Source organism: uncultured Candidatus Pelagibacter sp., assembly GCF_943788075.1.
Lineage (GTDB): Bacteria > Pseudomonadota > Alphaproteobacteria > Pelagibacterales > Pelagibacteraceae > Pelagibacter.
The window spans coordinates 76,823-96,359 of record NZ_CALSOW010000003.1; the positions used below are offsets into that span (position 1 = coordinate 76,823).

Below are 19,537 nucleotides of genomic sequence, written 5' to 3' on the forward strand. Positions count from 1 at the left end.
CCTTATTACTCCGTTGATAGAACTCTATCGAATTCTCTTATACTTAAATCTCCAGACAAAATCATTTCTCTTCCCATTTCAGACATTGGTCTAAAGCCCTCTTTTTTTGCGATCTCCTTAAGCTCTGGTGTAGTTGCTTTTCTTAATATCCCTTCTTTAATTGGTTTAGTGACATTTAATACTTCATAAATACCCATTCTTCCTTTGTATCCTGAGTCACTACATCTAGCACAACCTTTTCCTATAAGAACTTTAGCTCTTGAAGATTGTTCTGGTGTAAATCCAAACTCTTCTAAAACTTTAGGAGTTACATCCGTATCGGGCTCTCTACATTCTGTACAAGTTTTTCTAGCTAAACGTTGTGCAAGTACCAAAGTACATGCTGCTGAAATTAGATAATCAGGTGTTCCCATGTTTTGTAATCTAGTGATTGAACTTGGGGCATCATTAGTGTGAAGCGTACTAAATACTAAGTGACCTGTTAATGCAGCTTTCAATCCGATATCAACCGTTTCTTTATCCCTCATTTCCCCAACAAGAATAATTTCTGGATCTTGTCTTAGAAAAGATCGAAGTGCTCTATTGAAATCATAACCAATATCATCTTTAATTTGAACTTGTCCAACTCCATCAAGTTCATACTCAACAGGATCTTCCGCTGTTAAGATATTTAGATGAGGTTTAGAAACTTCTTTTAATATACTGTAAAGAGTAGTGGTTTTTCCAGATCCAGTTGGGCCAGTTACCAATATCAAACCTTGTGTACCATGAATTGCTTTTCTTAAATTTTTTAAATCATTTTCTTCAAAATTTAATTGCTCTAAACTAATATCACCAGCGTCTTTATTTAAAACCCTCATTACGATTCTTTCATTATTCGCTGTAGGTAACATTGAAAGACGAAGATCAATTACTTTACCATCAATTTTAAAAGGAATGGCTCCATCTTGTGGCAACCTTCTTTCTGCAATATCAAGTTTACCCATAATTTTAAATCTGGTTACAACTGCTCCATAATTTGAATGAAGAAACTTTGAAAAATGTTCTTGTTCTGACAGCATTCCATCCAATCTATATCTCACTCTTGAACTAAATCTGTAAGGTTCAATATGAATATCAGATACTCCTGATTTAATAGCTTCAGCAACAACTGCTGTACTAAATTTTATAACTTCAGACTCATTTTCTAATGCTTCTATATCTTCTTCAGGTGTTTCATCTAAAACCTCAGCACTTTCATCAACCTCATAGTCAAAAGTTTGTATTTTTTCTTTATTAGCCTTTTGGATGGCTTCAATTGTAGTTTCTCCCTCTTTCAAGAGTTTTTGAATAAAATCTGAAATTTCGGTAACTTTACCGGCATGAAGTTCTATATTTTTTTTCGTAATAGTTTTTAAATTTCTCATTAGACTTAATTTTGAACTATCTGAGATTGCAATATGAAGAGTGTTGCCTTCCATTTTAAATGGTGCAATAAAATTCATTCTAATGTAATTCGATGGAAGAATTGATCTTATTTCTGGAGCAACTGCTAGATCTTTTAAACTTACAACTTGTAAAGACTGTTCTTTTACAAGAAGGTCTAAAATTTTATCCTCGTCTGTAATCTTTAGTTCAAAGACTGCATCAAGTTGTGATTTTTCTCCATCTGCTGATGCTTTCTTTATATCAAGTAAATCTTTTCCAGAAATTATGTCTTGATCAATTAAGATGTTTATTAAGTTAATTTCTGACTCTCTACTAATGTCTATCATTATAAAATTCTTGGAGCAATAAACACCAACAATTCATCTAAGTTATCAGAACTTGTTTTACCTTTAAATAGATTTCCAATAACTGGCAAATTTCCTACACCTGGGGTTTGTTCTTTGCTCTCAGCTTGAACGTTCTTTTTAATACCACCAATTACAACAATATCTCCATCTGCAACCAATAATTTTGTCACAATTTCCATTTTGTTTATAGGTGGTTCATCTCCACCAGCAGATCTATTAGGGGTATCGTTATTTACTTTTATACTTAATAAAACATTCCCATCACCAATTATACTTGGTGTAACCTCAAGCTTCAATGCCGCCTCTTTAAATGAGGTTGAGGTTGTTCCCTCAGATGTTGTTTGATAAGGAATTTCTTCACCTTGCGTAACTGTTGCTGATTGGTTGTCTAATGTAAATACTTTTGGGTTTGAAATTGTTTTACCAAGGCCCATTGACTCTAATGCTGTAATTTCAGCTTTTAAAACTGCACTACCCGTTCTTTTTAATATGCCAATTCCACTTGTTGCACCCGTAGCTGCAAAATTAGTTATACTATCTGTTGCAGAACCAAGATTAGCAACTGAATTTAAATCCGTACCATCAGCACTTCCTGAACTTGCTCCAGCAACTCCTCCAATATTTCTACCACCTCTTAAATAATATCCACCTAGTCTTGTACCAAGAGCTTTTTCAAAATCTGAATTAGCTTCAACGATAAACGCTTCAATTAAAACTTGTTTAGTTCTTACGTCGATCTCTTTAATTAATTTGTCAACTACATTTAAATCTTTCTCTTTACCTCTTACAATGATTGATCTTGTAGTTTTTTCCTGTGTGACTTGAATGGGAATATAAGAGCTGTCTCCAGATCTTTGAGTAAATAATTCTTCTAAAGTTTCTTTAGCTTGCTCAGGAGTTATATAATAAAGTCTGAAAATTTCAGATATAATCGGCTCAACACTGTCCTCTAACTCAACTTTTCTTCTAACAGCTTGAGCTCTGTCCGACTTATAGTTCTCTTGAGAAGTTAAAGTATCAGGAGAATGTACTCTTATAAGATTGGAGTTTACGTCTATATCTGAAGCAAAATTCTTCATATCAAGAAGTGCCTGAAAGGCTTTATCCCAAGGCACATCAATTAATTCAGCTGTTATTGAGCCCGCAACTTCGTCACCAACCAATACATTAATTTCACCAACTTTGCCCATTAACATCATTGTTTCTTTAAAATCTAAATTCTTAAATTTAAATGTAACTCTCTGTTTTAAAAGTGGGAACGTATCTGGAATTAATAAGTAATTTCTTTGAGCCTCTGAAGATATTTTTTTTCTCTTTCCATAAACTTTTTTACCCTTGGCAGGTTTTGGGCCAAGTTCTAAAGTTTTTTGAATTTCAGCTTTACCATTCTGTTTAATATTTTCCTTAATTAAAGGTGTATTGTGTTTAAATGGTTTGTTATATTTATTTTGAAATTGAGTAGAGCAACCACTGATAATTAAACCAAAAATTATAATTCCAAATAATTTTGTAAAAGATTTAATATTCATCTGCTTCTCTAATAATATTGTTAAAATCTATGATGATAAATTTTTTATCATCTTTTTCAAAAATAGCTTCATTTAATCTTAAATCTACAAGTTTAATTTTTCCAAGATACTGACCAAGTGTAACTGAAATTACTTCTCCACTAGAATTTACCAATGAAATATAACTACTGTCTTTTCCAGAAATCAAACCTGCAAGTTTAAATTTATATAAACTCATTTCGTCTTCTTGTTCTTCCTCAGAAATGTTAGCACCTGCTGCTCCACCAGCTGAACCTTCATTTCCAGCAAATGGATCATTTAATGGAACTTCATCTTCATCTAGTTCTTCAAGCATTTGTTTAGCTTCATCACTTAACGCTACATCACTTGCTGCTTTATGATTATCACTGAACGAAGCAGTTGAAAAAAGTAAAAAAATTAGTGTTAATAAGATTTTAAAAAAATTCATTTGGTAATCCTACAATGGTTAATTCTCCGTTTACAGTAATTGCTCCATTCTTATCGTTTTGAACAACGTTAATCAACTCTTTATCAAAGTTAAGCATTTTTTTTGCTTTTGATACAGATCTTTTAAATTTTATATAATTTAAAAAATTACCTCTTATTTCATAATCTACAGGTATTCGATAATATGAAATTTGGTTTTGCTTTAATAACCCTTCTGCCTGTTTTGCAATACCTGGCTTCAGTACGGGTACTGCTTTCTTTTTTGTAATTTTTGAAATGACCAGATTGTGTCTTGATGCAAATCTACTTAAACTATCATACAAGCCCTCAACTTCGGCTTTTGAGTGAAACAAGGTTGAATTTTTTTTAACAATGGGCTCAATTTTTTTAATTTGAGATTTAATGGAGACAATATCATTTTCAAATTGCTGTATCTCTTGAATTTTTAGAGTTTTGTCAGCATACTTTGCTTTACGCTCATCCACCATTGGTTTTAAAACTACAAAGTAAATAACTAAAAATAAAATTATTGCACCAATTCCAATTCCAAATTTTATTAAAGTTTTTCGATCAAATGCAGCAAACTTTTCTTTTAAACTATCAACTGTAATATTATTTAGATCCATTAAGCTTTCTCCAACTTACACATTATAATAAAACCTTTCATATTGTTACTAGTGTTGTTGTTCGAATTGGGTAACAACATACTTGCAAGAGAGGCTTGAGATATAAGCTTTTTATTATTTAAATTACTTATTAATTTTAAGAATATCTTGGTCATTTGAAGCCAAACCTTCAATTATTATTTGATTGGAGCCATTGTAATCTAACTTTAAAAATTTAACCCTTTTTGGCACTGCGGATGCAATCTGAGCTAATACTCTAAAACTAATTTTTTTATTAGATTTAATAGATTTGCTTAACTGTAATGCTTTCTTAAGCTTACCAAGTTCTTTAGCAGCCTTAGAGGCTTCTAAAGATTTCATTTCATGATTTTGAACTACTTGATCATAATCAGCGATCTTGCCATTTAATGTATTGATTTGCCAAAATGATAGTCCAAATAAAACAACGTACACTATAGATACAATTCCAACAATTCCCTTGAAAGCAAAATTAGAAAAAGCTTTTGCTCTTTTCTGTTTCATCATTGTATCTCTGTTTGGAAGAAGGTTAATATTTTTAACTGCTGTTACAAATTTGAAATAACCAAAAACATCTAACTTTCTAAACGCCAAACCTATGACTGTCGATAAGTGAGATCGATTTGATAAATTAATACTTTCCTCTAATTGAGCTGGTATCTTTACTCCATCTAAAGGATCAAATAAATTAAAACCAGTATTGACCAAATTTTTTCTAAAACTTGCTAGATAAGTTTCAACGTTTTCTAAATTTGAAGTTACTTTTAAATTTCTTATTCTCTTTTCATATTTGGTCTCAAAATCTTGTACTGCTTGTTTCACTTGGGTTATATATCGTCTTACAAGTGCATCCATCTCTTCAGGATTGTCGCTTTCAACTAAAGTTTTTCTATCCTGACCTCTTATAAATATATCTGTTATAATTGGATTGTTTTCATATAAAATCATCACATAGTTTTCATCTAAACCAAACTCTAACACGGCCGTTAAATTTGAATCATCAATGGTACCTGAGATTTGATTAATTTGATCAACTGCAGATTTTAACGCAAAACATTTTACATCGATTATTACTGCATTCAGCCCACCTTTTTCAACAATGTCTGTGTAACTATTTATGTCTGCAAGTTTTGAAGCAACAAAAAGAATGTCCATCGTGTTTCCAGTGGTATCTCTATTTATCACCTGATGAAAAATAGAATAATCATCTAAGTTATCAGTCAGTTGAACTAAATTTTCCCACAAGGAATCTGTTTTCACAGCATTGTTCAATTCTTCATCGGTCATTAAAGGACTTGTTACTACTCTAATAATCGCACTTGTTACCGGTATGGCTATTGCTGCATTTGATGTATCAAATTTTCCTTTTTGTAATGCTATTTTTAATTCGTCTGCAATTTTATCTTGATGGTCTAAAATATTTGCATCTTCAGGAATACCCTCAAACTTATGAGCGTAAAATTTTTGTAAAATCCATTGATTTGATTTATCTGAATTTATTTGAGCGAGTCTAATTTCATTAGAAGAAAAATCTAAACCGATGACCTCTTCTCCTTTTACAGTAGATTTACCTAATTTATTTTTAAAAAATTTACTAAAAAAACCCTCTTTTTTATTAGAAGAAGATGTTTGAGGTGCAATATCTTGTGCGCTATCAGTTTTTTTTTTGAATAAATTTGTAAATGGATTGTTCATTAATTTTAACTTTTAAAAACTATATTATAAGTTGTAAGACAATGTAAATATTAATAAAGAAGAAAAAATCAAAGAAAAAATTTAATACATTATTCTTTAATAAGCTTATTGGTGACTAAAATGGGTCGAATAGATAATTTATATGCAAATTTCAAAATAATAATGTATCAGTTTTAAATGTTCGAAAAATTAGAGCAACTAGCTAAAGACAATAAAAAGATATCTGATTTTCATATTAGAGCCGGATCCCCTCTAGCCTACAGATTAACTGGGGAAATTATCATGGAAAAAGATACGCCTGTTGCAGCCCAAGATCTAAAAGATTTATTATCAATGAACTGTAATGAGGAAGAACTTTTAAAATTTGAAACAACTCACGAGCTTGATACAGCAATTAATTTAAGTGGACTTAGATTTAGAGCAAACTTTTACAAAACTATTAACGGACCAGCTTGCGTCTGCAGAAGAGTTGAAAGTAAAATTCCAGATATGGATCAGTTTAGTCTTCCGCAAGTTCTTTATGATATAATTGATATGCATAAGGGATTAGTTTTGGTTACTGGGCCAACGGGCTCAGGAAAATCAACTACTCTTGCAGCAATCGTAAATGAAATTAACAAAACAAGAACTGCAAATGTTATTACAGTTGAAGATCCGGTAGAATTTATTCATAAAGATAATAAAAGTATTATTTCTCACAGAGAAGTTGGAAAACAAACTCAATCTTTTGCTGCCGCACTTAAAGCTGCTTTAAGAGAAGATCCCGATGTAATTTTAGTTGGAGAGATGAGAGATCTTGAGACAGTAAGTTTAGCACTAACTGCAGCTGAAACAGGTCACTTAGTTTTTGGAACACTGCACACAAGTGGCGCACCAAGTACAATCAATAGAATTATTGATGTATTTCCTCCTGAACAACAAGCACAAATTAGAGCGCAAATTTCAACCTCATTAAAGATGGTAGTTACGCAAAGATTGTTTAAAACAAAAGATGGTCAAGGAAGATGTGGTGCATTTGAAGTTATGAAATGTACAGCACCCGTTCAAAACTTAATTAGAGAAGCCAAGATCCATCAAATCCCAAGCGTTATGCAAACTGCAGTTCGAGATGGAATGATTACCATGGAAAAATCTATTCAAGATCTTGTAACTTCTGGTAAGATAGATGCTAGTGCAGCAAAAGCAGAACATTAAAGGTTTAACATTAATTGAAACGTTGGTTGTCCTAGCAATCATAGGGGCAATTGCTGCTGTTGGATTTCCAAATTTTAGTAAATGGCAAGTGGATAGACAAGTAAGATCTGACTCTGAAAAAATTGCAGCTGTTTTTACATCAGCAACTTCTCAAGTTGAAAGAGGAGCTTATCCCTATGTCAGAGTTTTAATTGAAAGCGGTGTAAAAATTTCCGCACATGGGATTAAGCAAGAAGAGTTTTCAAATAAATTAAATAATGGTGACGATATGGATTGTGGCTCAGGAATATTTAGCTCAGCTGATGAAATTATAAGCTATGATTTAGAAGATATAAAATTATTTCATCTAACTGATGGCGGGGGTAATGGTGCAATATGTTTTTCAAAAGGAGGCAAATATTTTAAAAGAACTGGAACAGCTTTTACTCAAAACAATATAAATTTAGACCAAAAAGCAACTCCAAACTATGTAACTATTTGTTATAAAAAAGAAAACTCATGTGACGCGGTCAATAGATCATTTGATACAAGTGACAAACATCCTGTTTATCTTGTAAATTACTCTAGATTTGGCATGATACAAAAGTATAAATGGAATTATTCAAAAAATGATTGGCGAAGTAGATAAAAAAATAAAAAGAATAACTGAAAAAGGTATCACTCTTATTGAAGGTTTGGTTGCAACAGCAATTATAGGAATTGGGTTTGTTGCTGTATTTCAAATGGTTCAATATTCGGTTAGATCTATTGATGTCTCAGGTGAGAGAACTAAGGCTAATTATATTGCTGGAATGGTAGCTGAGGACTTATATTCAGATAAAGATCAAGAACGTTCAGCTATAAAATTTATTGATTATTTAGCTTCAAACCCATGGTCTTTATCAAACAGTCAATGTGGAACTAACTCTCCAACCATTATAACCAACTACACAAAAACAAATGCAGTAGAAAACAAAATGGATAAATGGACATCAAGAATGTCAAAAAATTTCTTAAAATGTAAAGACGCATCATCTGAAAGAAAAAAACTTAACATGTATAAAATGTGTCATAGTGGATGCGCTTATACAAGAGCACAAGCTCATGATGAAATTTATATTGGAAAGATGGAGCTGAAGTTAGAAGGTGGAAACAAAACAAAAAAATTATATTTTCAAGTTCAATAATGAAAAAAAAACTTAGTTCAGATGCAGGATTAACTTTAGTTGAAATTTTAATAGCAGTTGTAATCTCAGTGTTAATGATGGCTGCAATGTTTACTTCTTATTCAATTGTAAACAGTACTTATAGACAAGTTACTGATAGAGCTAAAATTAGTCAGGCTGGAAGAGATTTGGTTGGACAAATTTTAAGAGAAGTTAGAATGGCAGGTTACAAATATATTAATGATGATATCCCAGCATCAACCTCACATAATCCAATTAAAATTACAAAGGGAACTGGTATTGGTTCAAGCTGTGATAAAATTGAAATTGTTTTTGGTGGAATTGAATATGATAAAGGTGCAACAGAGGGTGATCGATTTAGTTATACAAGATATAAAATTACCTATGAGTGTAAAAAATCAAAAATTATTGATGAAACTGTTCCAGGTGGTGCAACAGTTATAGAAGGATTTGCCGTTTTTAAATCTAAACATAGATGGAATACAACATCAAGCAGTTGGAGCGATCCAGCAACTGATAGTGATGATACTACTTTTGAGGATGAAAAAATTTTAGATTACGTGCAAGATTTAGTCTTTATTCCTTTTGATGAAGATGGAAGAATTATCACAGGATCCCCCGCTCCATCAGATTCAGAAGCATACAATATTAAAACAGTTGATATTTCAATTGTGGTTCGTTCCTCAAAAGCATTTTATCGATCAAAAGCGATGAGAACTATAACCTCAATTGCAACTGGAAGAGATATTTCAAAAGATGATAAATATTTTAGAGATACAATTACAGTAACTGCTAACACAAGAAATATAGGAATTTGATAATGATAAAAAAAAATGAAAAAGGTTTTGCATTAGTTTTATCATTAGTTTTGTTAATGGCGATGTCTTTGATGGGAGGTGCCTTAATAGTAATTTCTGCTAGTGATCATCAAAGTAACAATATAAGTGATGAATATCAGCAAACGTTTTATGTTGCAGAAACAGCTTTAATTGAGGGAGAAAAATATTTGCTTAACCAATTTAAAGGACCTTATAAAACAGATGGAAATAGAGATTTATCTAAAAGAGGTTTACCATCAAATAACGCAAGTGTAACTAACCCTCCTCATGCAGATGTCAGTTCTTGTTTTAATAGTTTTTCTGATGTTGATCGAGTAACGTTTAAAGCAGTTAAAGGACCCCCACCAACTAATCCTACATCAACTGCAAAACAAGTAGTCTATCATGAAGGTAGCTACAAAGACTTTATATCTAATAATATTATAAATCACGATCTCGACTCTGCAGACAGAACAAAGGAACAGAACAGGTTAAGTAAATTTAAATATCAGTATTTTCTTACCCAAATAGGTCCAGCACCATTTAAAGGTACTGGTGAAAGTATTAAAGCGGGTGCAACGGATACTGGAAAAGATGGAATGGCCTATCGAATATTTGGTTGTGGTATTTTTGGTGATGATAAAATTATCGTGCCTCTTGAAAGTATAATGGTTTTACCTCGTTAATCCCCATTTTGGTCAAATAAAACCCAAATTATGCAGTAAATTTGAATTTATCTCTAATCCTAGATAATTATATAGGATAATAATAATTTAATATAAGAGAAAAATTTAAATTATTCATTAATGATAAAATTATTCAAAATTTCGGTCGTATTTCTAAGCTTAGTTTTGTTTCAATTTTCTAATGCAGAAGCAGGTTGTGACTTTGAAATTGATGTTGGAAAAAAATTTAAAAAAAAACATGAAGAAAAATTTGGACCTTTAATTTATGATGAAGACACTAAGTATGCAGAATTTTTTTTACAAGCAAGTGATATTTGTGGTGGCATAGGATTTGAAAATATTACTGTAAAATATTCTTTTGTTAATAAAAAACTTCTTTCAATATTAATGTTTGTTGAAAATCAACCAAAGCAAAATAGAACAACAGAAAAATTAGTTTTAATGAATTTTGCAAAATCTAGATTTGGAAATTTTGAAACTGGGGGAAATCCAAAATTTTATAATGGTTACCATGTATGGGATTTAAAAAGAAAAAATTATGTAATTTATTTGAGAATGAATGTTGATAAAAATTTATGGAGAGAAGAATTAGAAATTTCAAACTATAATTTTTCAGAAATTCTAAACCAAGCAAAAAATTCTGACAACATAGTACCCAAAGAACATAAAAAAGATAATTAATGAATAAATATTTTAAAATTTTATTAAATGTATTAATTATAAATTTTTTATTTATTAATCCAATTAATTCAAAAACATTGCCTCCTGGAACTGGTGGAGAAGCTGATGTTCCTGCAAACGTTTTGATTCTATTAGATGTATCTGGAAGTATGAATGATCGAACTCAGATAGGGGTTAATTACAGTTCTAATGTTCGAGCAGTAGCTCCAATAACTAATACAGGATCAGTATTAGTTTATTCGCAAAACACAATAAGGCAGACTAACCAGGCCGCAAATTCTCAAGAGAATATACATCCTAGCAGAGCAGTATTATCTCATGATTGGTATAGATTTAGGTTAGCAGAATAATGCAAAAAAAGTTGTCTACTACGATAATCAAATTTTTACTTATGATAATAATGACAAAAGGTTATTTCGATATAATTTTACCAATAACTCTCTAACGAGACTTGAAAGAATTGGGCAAATCTTCTCTCAAATGTTTTTAAATGGTGATCAATTGGTTTTAATGAACCATAGAGGTGCAGACTACTATGTCAAAGACTTAACAGCAGTTAACGTTAATGCAACAAGATGCTCTCCAAGCCGTAATTCAATACTAGATAGAATTTTAAGATTGGGTCAATGGTCGACACACCCAAATTTTGCTTTTAATGTTGATGCCTCAGGAAATTTAATTGCTGTAGGCTCACTCGATAAAAGAACACAAGTTCAATTTTATAAATTTGCGCCTAATGGAACTTGCTTTAGTGATGAGCCAAATGATACTTACACAACAACTCTTAACCCTATTCATACACCTTCGTCCGTCGTTGGGCATCCAACTGATGAAAATCAATTTTTTTTAACAGACTCTGTTAACCATAATCTTACAAAGATTTCGGTTTCTGGAACAGTAATTACAGTTGATTCTTCTGTCGGAAGAAATGGAGGAGTAAACATTAACTACAATCCAACAAACAATAGAAATGATATTAGGTTCAGAACCCCTTATCATATTGCTGTAGAAGCAAGTACATCAAGAATTTACGTTGCAGATGAAAGTAATCGAGCTGTTCAAAGCTTTGATTTTAATCTAAATTTTAAAAACGTCACCGGGATGTCATCGAGTATGTCAAGGATGGAAGGTGCAAAACAAGCTATACAATCAATTGTTACCGATAGTTCTTTAATATCAAGTGTTAATTTTGGTTATGGAGTATGGTCTGATTATCAAGTTTGGTGGAGTAGGTGGGGGCGATTTAGTCAGTATGGGATCAATTCTATGCCTAGGCAAAGAGCAGTTAATACATATGGAATAGATTGGTTAAATCTATACCGGATGATTAGAGAGGTTGTACTTTATGGTAATATTTGGGGTGTGGGGCCTGATCGATTTCCTGGATTAGATAATTGGGATAATGGTAGAGATCGAGGAAATCCTTGTAGTAATTTAGGATGTATTGAAGTTAAGGCTGACAGAAATGGTGCAGGTAAAATTAACACAAGAGTAAGACAAGCCCAACCAATGTTGGGAACCAATGCAAACTTTTTTGCAACTTTGGCTGAAGATTATTATAACCATCCAACATTAAGTCCAATTGATCCTAATTCAGACTGTCAGGGTAACTATATTATCGTCATTGGAGATGGAGAATTTACTACTGGTGTAAATGCAGGTTTTAATAAAATTCAACAACTTGCAAACAGACAAAACTCTCCTGTAAAAACAATTCCAATTGCATACGGATCAGGAATATCTGCTAGTGGGTTAGCACAATTTAATCAGTTAGCAATGAGAGGTGGAACTGGTGATGCAATTGTTGCACAAAATCCTGCAACACTTAAAGCAAGATTAACTGAAATTATTAGGAATATCCAAGCTGATAAATTAGCATTTACTGCACCAGCGATTACATCAAAAGTGGGAGAAGGTGGATTTTTATATCAAGCACAATTCCAATATAGACAAAAAAAAGAATGGCTAGGATCTTTATCAGCAACGTCAATATCTGAAGAAGGCGAACTTGCAAATGATTTTACATGGGAAGCAGCAAGACAAATGCCACTTCCAAGTGGTAGAAAAATTTGGACTGTTCTTCCAGCTGCTGACTATAATGGTAATTGGAATAATTTTACCGAGGCAAACTCGATATTAATTAACGAACAATTTGAAAGTTTAGGAATAGAGGTAGGAGATTATCATGGTGATACACCAACAAGTCCAACAAATGTTGGAACAGCAAGATGTAGTAATTCTGGTGATAGCAGAACCTCTATTCAAAATGGTAATGAAGATGATATTAAAGGTTTAATTAATTTTGTAAGAGGAGAAGATTATTTTGACTATGATAGTGATTGTATATTAAAAGAAATAAGAACAGATGATGATGGTAGACATGGATATTTAGGAGATATTTATCACTCTGAATTAGTTGTTGTTGGACCACCAGGTGCTAATACTAATTTTATTAAAAAAAATGAAGAAGCCTATTTTAGATCTATAAATAATTATCAAGCTTTTAAAAATGCAAATGAGAATAGAGCTAAGACAATTTATGTAGGTGCTAATGATGGGATGCTTCACGCATTTAATGGAAATACTGGACAAGAATTATGGGGCTTTATACCTCCGTTTATAATTGGAAAATTACCTTTAATTGTCAATCCAAGTCTAAACGATAACAATGCCTTAGGAGACAAAGGAGGTTCCAGTGCAATTTATGGTGTAGATGGATCTCCAGTTGTACATGATATGTTTATTAAACACCCATATTTTGGAGGTACCAACTGGTATACAATTATGATGGTTCCTTTTGGACGAGGTGGGGCTGGATTTTCTGTTTTAGATGTTACCAATCCAGAGAAACCTTTACATTTATATTCAATTTATAATGATAGTGTTCAAAACGAAGTATTAAGAATGAACCATTTAGGTATTGTTTCTCGCTTTGATTACATAGATGAGACCTATAGCTGGCTAGATTTAGATGAAGCGGATACCATTATTGCAAATTATCAAGCAGATAATAGTGTGGACAGCACTTGCAACACCACACTTACAACTTCTTGTTATACTGGAAGAAATTTTACACTTGCCAGTTTCAGGGTTAACAAAAACTGATATGACAATATTTTTTGATGGAATAATCACAACTGCTTATCAAGTTTCTCAAAATGGAAGTAAAACTACAATTTCATTTAGCTCAGCCCAAACTTATAACGGAGATACAAGTGGAATATCCCAAAACCCAACTAACAAAAATTTATCAATATCAATTGAACCAGATGCAATTGCAAGATTAAGTATAAATTTACCAGCTGAATATGATTACACTAAATTAGGAGAAACATGGTCCTCTCCTAGAATTTTTAGAATGCCAGTTACAAGTAATACAGATAAATATGTTGCAGTCATGGGTGCTGGTTATGGAGCTGCCTCAAAAACAGTTGGCTCAGGAGTTTTTGTTGTTGATCTAGATGATTTTATTGATCGACCAGGAAGTATTGATAAAGCGATAAGTGTTTCAGATAATGTTAATGGTACGAATGTGAGTCATGAAATTATAAATTCTGTATTAGCTACTCCAGTTGTCATAACTGCTGATCAAACAACAGGTATAAACTATAAAGGTGCTTTGGTTTATGTAAATGATCTTGAAGGCAAAGTTACTAAAATAAACTTAACCGATATGACTCAAACTAAAGCAGGTTTAAGAACTGAATTATATGATAGTACTGTTATATTTGAAACTTTGTCAACCTCAACAAATGGACGTTATATGTTCCATAGCATGGACTCAGCTATAGGCACAACCTCTAAAAATCTTTGGCTATATGCAGGAACAGGTGATTATGAAAGAGTAACCACTAAAAATAATAATATTGATAATTTACTCATTGGTTTTAGAGACAAAGATTTCCCTTATTATGAAGATGTAAGTGAAATATACTCTCCACTTTCATTATTCGCCTGCCAAGATACTACTGATGATGGTACTGGAATTAAATGCCCGTTAGATAGCAACGAAGAGGTAGTAATAAGAGGATTTGGTCCAGTCACAAAAGATGTAGGTTGGTTTATCAAATTAGAAAATAGTCAAAAGGTTATAGCAGAACCAACTGTTACAAGAGGTGTTGCTTATTTTCCAATTTATGAACCTACAACCTCTCTAAACCAGTGTGATCCTGGTAAAGCTTTTGTATGTGCTGTTGATGATGAATGTGGAACCAATTACTCAAGTCGTCTTGGAACAAATGATGCCGCAAATAGAAATCAGCAATGTTTATATGTTGGAAGTGGTGTCTTATCTAAATTAGTTGCTTTTGGAAATAAATTATTTGCAAATATAGCAGGTAAATCTACTCAAGATAAAACGGACCTTGTTCAATTAAATAGTATTCAAGAAGATGTTGAGGCAATGAGATCTTCTTGGAGAGAAGGAAACTTTTAATTTTTATTAAGTAATTTTTTAAGCTTATTTTTTACTTTATCTTTGTTTTGAAATAGTTCTTTTTTGATCTTTTCTTTAATTTTATCCTGATCAATATTTTTTACCTTATTTAATGCATTGCCCACATTACCTCTTAAAACCTTATTTTTCATGTCTTTCATGGCTTTATTGATAGTTTCTTTAAGAACAGTTTTATAATCTTTGCTATCTTTAGTGTTTCCAATATTTTTAAACCCTAAATTTTCAAAATTAATACTTTTATCAAGATTTAATTTTTCTGATTTTGCTGAAATAATAATATTATTTAGCTTTAAATTTTTAATTACAAACTTTTTAGAACTTGAAGAAGCTGAGCTTTCTTTATTTAATGTTTTTTGTAAAGATTTAACATTATCATTTATTTTCATTTTATTATTAACAATAAAATAATAACTTAAATTTACTCCGTTGATTAAAATTTCATCAATTTCAATTTTATCGCTAAATATAGAAGAAGTGTTTAATTTTGCAGATGCCTTCTTTAATAAAATTAAATGACCAGGAAAATCTTTATTTTGAATTTTTAAGTCTTCTATCTCAGCACTTCCACTTAGATAGCTGATATTTAAATCTCCTATAGTTGTTTTTCTATCTAAGGTATTTGTAATATTACTTTCAAGAGATCCTTTAATTATACTATCACCTACAAATTCAACCAAAACATAAACAGCAAGAATTAGATATAACTAAAACTGAGATTATTTTTTTCATATTTACTTTGATGACATAAAAGTTCTAAATATTTTTGTCAATTCAATATTTTGATCTGAATATCTAAAGCTTTCATACAAATTGAAAAATGATCCATATTTATTTTGGGTATGTAATTTTAATTTATTAATAATTTGTTGATGAGTATCTGAATTTAATACCTTTTTTTCTTTTTTACTTTTCCAAACTATAAAATTAAATAATAAATTAATGATAGTTGTTGTATTAATTTTAAATATAATTTTAAAGCCTAAAAATATGAAAACAGGAGCAAAAATCCAAATAAATATTTTTGAAAATTTTAAATTAAATATTTCTTCAATAAATGAAATTCGTTTATTATTATCATAAGACAATAAGTGTCTTGTCCAGACAAAATCAGCATACCCAATATAATAGTTCATTAATTTAAATATTTTAGGTGAAAACAATGAAGTATTTACAATTTTTTCATCATTAAAAACCTCATTTAAAGAATTTCTTAACATTTAAAGCTGGTATAACTGAAGTAGGATCAACTCTAACCCACCCTCTGTCATCTAACCAAACTTCTGCCCAAGCATGAGTGTCTTTCTGTTTAAACTCATAAAAATCACCAACTGTATTAAGATCTCCCCCATAATACCCAGATACAATTCGACTTGGAATATTTGCAAGTCTTGAAAGTAGCACAAAAGTCCCTGCATAATATTCACAATATCCCTCTTTTAACTTTAAAAAAAAGTCAGCGTAGTTGTTACCAGCATCTACTTCGGGATTTAAGTTATAAAAATAAGTGCCATCTGCAAAAGTATTTAAAATATGATCTAAAAATTGGATATTCGATTTATTTTTTTTATTAATATTGACCCAATCAACTAGATCTTTTGAAATGGTATCAGGTAGATCAATATAATAATTTTTAATCTCATCGCTGAGTTCATATTTTATATTATATTTTTGAAATTTTATTTGTTGTTTTCGATCAATAGGCTTTTTACTTATAAAAGTTTGATTATAAAAATCGTTAGATATATTGATTGTATCTGAGATGGGTTCAGAATTATTTAGGGATGGGATCCATCTTCTTTTATAAGGTTCTAAAATTATCTCATAGGTATCACTAATTTTATTCAAGTTTTTTATTTTAAGTGAATTTTTAAATTGATTATAAAAATAAAGCCCAGATGTTGGTCTCCATGATTTATCTGGTTCCATAAAATCAAATATTTTAACTCTAAAATATAAATCTTCCTTTTTAAAATCTTGATTAACTAAAGTGAAAACTTTTTCATCAGAATTAGAAAACTCTTCAAATGATCCTAATTGAATAGTATCGGGTATCCCTAAAGAGCTTCCTGATGGATTAAATAATCTAAAATTTATTTCTGCACGAGGGAAGATTAAATAGAAAATGATAATAACTGGAAAAATAGTTAATCCAAAACTTAGATATTTTAATACATTTTTAAAATTAAAATCCATCACTTCTTTTTGTTGAATGAGATACAAGTTAACTACAGATAGAATAATTATAGATAGTGCAATTACCGAACTTAAAATATCCTGTCCATTAATCAGACTTGTAATACTGATGATCATACAAATTAGACAAAATGATAATTCATTATTCTTAGTATTTATTTCAGCATACTTAACGATAAGTAAAACGCCAAGGCAGTGAATAAAGAATTCTTCAGAAAAAATATACCGATCAAAAGTGAATTGTAGATACAATAGTCCTAATGCATAGAGACCTGTGAGAACATTTTTATATTTAAATTTTAAATTAAACAAAAATATACTAATGACTATTAATGCAGCCCAGAATATTTTATTAGTTAAAGATAAATTCTCAGAAATTGATACCAAGCATAATAATAAAATTGAAAAGGATAAATATTTTAAATCTAAAATCTTAGTTCTGGACATTTGCTAAATATTTTAAAATCTGTTTTAAAGAATTTTCATTTTGATTAAGATAAAAAGTTTGATCTAAGTGTTTAACAATTAAATTGATCTTATTTTTATAATAGTGCTGAACAATAAAAGTTACATAACCCAATAAAGTTTCAAATTCTATACTTTGGTATAAATCTAAATTTAAAACTGATTTCTTTTCTTTCTCTGGTTGCTCAAATTTTTTAATATATTTTTTATTTTTGAGAGTTGATTTTTTCCAGGCGATTTTTGAAAAATCATCACCATTTTTATAATCTTCAATTCCATCAAACTCATCCAATGTGTGTCCATTTAAATTTATATTAAATTCATTCAATAAATCTTGATTGGGTTTTAACATTCTAGGAAAAACAATTAATTTACTTTCACAATCAAAAAATCTTTTTGTTCTTATAATGCCAAATGGATAAGTCGATTTTAATCTTAATCTTTGAATTTTAAATGCACCTCTTTTTTCATTAAAAAATGGTATAAAAATTTTATTAAATCTTTTTAAAAAATTAAAGTTTCCAATAGTTTTATCCTGATAAACTAAATCAATATTTAATTTCTTTTCATTAGTATCATTTAAAATTTGTAAATAAATTTTTTCATATTTATTTTGTTCTAAAAAATATTCATCTTTCCATTGAATATCCAAATGATTTAAATTTTGATTAGAGATAAAAATTGAAATAAAGAATATAAAAAAAATAATAATTGATAACAGTAAAGCAAAGTTATTTTCATAAAACACAGATATTAAAAAACAAAAAAAAACTAGCACCCCAACACTAAGACCATTTAAATTTGGATAAATAATAATTTTAGATCTATTTTTATTTAAGATATTTTCAAATATTTGGTGATTAAAAATTCCTTTAATAGCTGAAGCTATCATTTCTTAATATTGATTTTGTTAAGTATTTCGTTGATGACAAAATCCTTCTTTTCTTCTTGTTTTAGAAACTTAATTCGATGTTTTAGAACGTAAGGTAACAAGTCTTTTATATCCTGATGTGTTACATAATTTTTTGAATGAATCATTGCCCACCCTCTTCCAAGATCAATAATTTGTTTAAGACAACGTGGGGAAATATAAATTTGTTGATCTAAAGAACGAATTGTCTGTTCAATTTCTAAGACATAATTATAAATTTCATCACTTACATTAACTTGATTTTTTTTATCTTTTATTTCTCTCCAATTTATCTTTTCACAATTAATATTATCCAAATCAATATTATTTTTTAACATTAGTATCTTATCTTGATCGTTTAATTCAGAAAGTGAAAATGAGATCATAAATCGATCTAACTGACTATCTGGAAGAGTGCTTGTTCCTGAGCTATCCATTGGATTTTGAGTAGCAATTACAAAAAAAGGATCTGGTAATTTATAAGTCTGCCCATCTATTGAAATATTCTTTTCTTCCATCGCCTCTAAAAACGCACTTTGAGATTTTGGGCTTCCTCTGTTTAATTCATCAGCTAAAACAATATTTGTAAATATTGGTCCTTGTTGAAAATTAAGCTCTTCATTTTTAAAAATATTAAATCCTAAAATATCACTTGGCAATAAATCCGAAGTAAATTGAATTCTCTTAAAGTTTAGTCCTAAATTTAATGTAATTGTTTTTGCAAATGTAGTTTTACCTGACCCTGGGTTGTCTTCAATGAGCACACTGCCCTCAGATAATATAGCAGCTAATGTAAGTTTGATTTTATTTTCATTTCCAACAACTATTTTTGAAACTTGTTTAATTAAATTATTGAGCATTGTTTAATACTATTAGAA

At 30.2% G+C, this 19,537-nt stretch carries 19 protein-coding genes; 9 read left to right on the forward strand and 10 right to left on the reverse strand.

The window, feature by feature from the left end; genetic code table 11:
• Positions 1-5 precede the first annotated feature (5 nt).
• The 5 genes from Q0X98_RS03935 to pilM form a co-directional block, all read right to left on the reverse strand.
• Positions 6-1,754 (reverse strand): GspE/PulE family protein, encoded by a 1,749-nt coding sequence (locus tag Q0X98_RS03935; protein WP_297681696.1) that lies wholly within the window; start codon positions 1,752-1,754, stop codon positions 6-8.
• Positions 1,754-3,304, reverse strand: coding sequence for a type IV pilus secretin PilQ (gene pilQ, locus Q0X98_RS03940; protein WP_155242570.1), 1,551 nt, complete (start codon positions 3,302-3,304; stop codon positions 1,754-1,756). The genes Q0X98_RS03935 and pilQ overlap by 1 nt, the downstream gene beginning before the upstream one ends.
• Positions 3,294-3,752 carry a hypothetical protein gene (locus Q0X98_RS03945; RefSeq protein WP_297681701.1) on the reverse strand — a complete coding sequence of 153 codons (459 nt, stop codon included), beginning with the start codon at positions 3,750-3,752 and terminating at the stop codon, positions 3,294-3,296. Before Q0X98_RS03945 ends, pilQ begins: the two co-directional genes overlap by 11 nt.
• On the reverse strand, positions 3,739-4,377 hold the full coding sequence (locus tag Q0X98_RS03950) for a pilus assembly protein PilO (RefSeq protein ID WP_297681703.1): 639 nt from the start codon (positions 4,375-4,377) through the stop codon (positions 3,739-3,741). Before Q0X98_RS03950 ends, Q0X98_RS03945 begins: the two co-directional genes overlap by 14 nt.
• Positions 4,378-4,500: 123 nt before the next feature.
• On the reverse strand, positions 4,501-6,090 hold the full coding sequence (gene pilM, locus Q0X98_RS03955; RefSeq protein WP_297681705.1) for a pilus assembly protein PilM: 1,590 nt from the start codon (positions 6,088-6,090) through the stop codon (positions 4,501-4,503).
• Positions 6,091-6,267: 177 nt separating this feature from the next.
• Between pilM and Q0X98_RS03960 the strand changes: the two genes are divergently transcribed.
• The 9 genes from Q0X98_RS03960 to Q0X98_RS04000 all read left to right on the forward strand — a co-directional run bounded on the left by Q0X98_RS03960 (position 6,268) and on the right by Q0X98_RS04000 (position 15,070).
• Positions 6,268-7,284: a PilT/PilU family type 4a pilus ATPase gene (locus Q0X98_RS03960; RefSeq protein ID WP_297681707.1), complete on the forward strand. Its 1,017-nt coding sequence runs from the start codon at positions 6,268-6,270 to the stop codon at positions 7,282-7,284.
• Positions 7,256-7,912, forward strand: coding sequence for a type II secretion system protein (locus Q0X98_RS03965; protein ID WP_297681709.1), 657 nt, complete (start codon positions 7,256-7,258; stop codon positions 7,910-7,912). The genes Q0X98_RS03960 and Q0X98_RS03965 overlap by 29 nt, the downstream gene beginning before the upstream one ends.
• Positions 7,893-8,450 (forward strand): hypothetical protein, encoded by a 558-nt coding sequence (locus tag Q0X98_RS03970; protein ID WP_297681711.1) that lies wholly within the window; start codon positions 7,893-7,895, stop codon positions 8,448-8,450. The genes Q0X98_RS03965 and Q0X98_RS03970 overlap by 20 nt, the downstream gene beginning before the upstream one ends.
• Positions 8,450-9,268, forward strand: coding sequence for a pilus assembly protein PilV (locus Q0X98_RS03975; RefSeq protein ID WP_297681713.1), 819 nt, complete (start codon positions 8,450-8,452; stop codon positions 9,266-9,268). The genes Q0X98_RS03970 and Q0X98_RS03975 overlap by 1 nt, the downstream gene beginning before the upstream one ends.
• A 2-nt stretch (positions 9,269-9,270) precedes the next feature.
• Complete coding sequence (locus Q0X98_RS03980) at positions 9,271-9,954, forward strand: pilus assembly PilX N-terminal domain-containing protein (protein ID WP_297681715.1); 684 nt, start codon at positions 9,271-9,273, stop codon at positions 9,952-9,954.
• A 120-nt stretch (positions 9,955-10,074) separates the two neighbouring features.
• Complete coding sequence (locus tag Q0X98_RS03985) at positions 10,075-10,635, forward strand: hypothetical protein (protein WP_297681717.1); 561 nt, start codon at positions 10,075-10,077, stop codon at positions 10,633-10,635.
• Positions 10,635-10,985: a hypothetical protein gene (locus Q0X98_RS03990; protein WP_297681719.1), complete on the forward strand. Its 351-nt coding sequence runs from the start codon at positions 10,635-10,637 to the stop codon at positions 10,983-10,985. The genes Q0X98_RS03985 and Q0X98_RS03990 overlap by 1 nt, the downstream gene beginning before the upstream one ends.
• Before the next feature lie 130 nt (positions 10,986-11,115).
• Positions 11,116-13,740, forward strand: coding sequence for a PilC/PilY family type IV pilus protein (locus Q0X98_RS03995; protein WP_297681721.1), 2,625 nt, complete (start codon positions 11,116-11,118; stop codon positions 13,738-13,740).
• Position 13,741: 1 nt separating this feature from the next.
• The gene (locus tag Q0X98_RS04000) at positions 13,742-15,070 is read left to right on the forward strand and encodes a hypothetical protein (RefSeq protein ID WP_297681723.1); all 1,329 of its coding nucleotides are present in this window, start codon (positions 13,742-13,744) and stop codon (positions 15,068-15,070) included.
• On the opposite strand, the gene Q0X98_RS04005 is transcribed toward Q0X98_RS04000, so the two are convergent.
• Genes Q0X98_RS04005 through Q0X98_RS04025 form a run of 5 tightly spaced genes read right to left on the reverse strand, consistent with a single transcriptional unit; the run spans position 15,067 to position 19,519 of the window.
• Positions 15,067-15,768, reverse strand: coding sequence for a hypothetical protein (locus Q0X98_RS04005; RefSeq protein WP_297681725.1), 702 nt, complete (start codon positions 15,766-15,768; stop codon positions 15,067-15,069). The two genes, Q0X98_RS04000 and Q0X98_RS04005, sit on opposite strands and share 4 nt — an antisense overlap.
• Positions 15,769-15,822: 54 nt before the next feature.
• Entirely contained in the window at positions 15,823-16,308 is a 486-nt protein-coding gene (locus Q0X98_RS04010; protein ID WP_297681727.1) for a hypothetical protein, read from the reverse strand.
• Positions 16,286-17,731: a DUF3488 and transglutaminase-like domain-containing protein gene (locus Q0X98_RS04015; protein WP_297681729.1), complete on the reverse strand. Its 1,446-nt coding sequence runs from the start codon at positions 17,729-17,731 to the stop codon at positions 16,286-16,288. Before Q0X98_RS04015 ends, Q0X98_RS04010 begins: the two co-directional genes overlap by 23 nt.
• Positions 17,718-18,641 carry a DUF58 domain-containing protein gene (locus tag Q0X98_RS04020; RefSeq protein ID WP_297681731.1) on the reverse strand — a complete coding sequence of 308 codons (924 nt, stop codon included), beginning with the start codon at positions 18,639-18,641 and terminating at the stop codon, positions 17,718-17,720. The genes Q0X98_RS04015 and Q0X98_RS04020 overlap by 14 nt, the downstream gene beginning before the upstream one ends.
• Positions 18,638-19,519, reverse strand: a complete 882-nt coding sequence (locus Q0X98_RS04025) for an AAA family ATPase (RefSeq protein ID WP_297681733.1) — start codon at positions 19,517-19,519, stop codon at positions 18,638-18,640. Before Q0X98_RS04025 ends, Q0X98_RS04020 begins: the two co-directional genes overlap by 4 nt.
• Positions 19,520-19,537 lie beyond the last annotated feature (18 nt).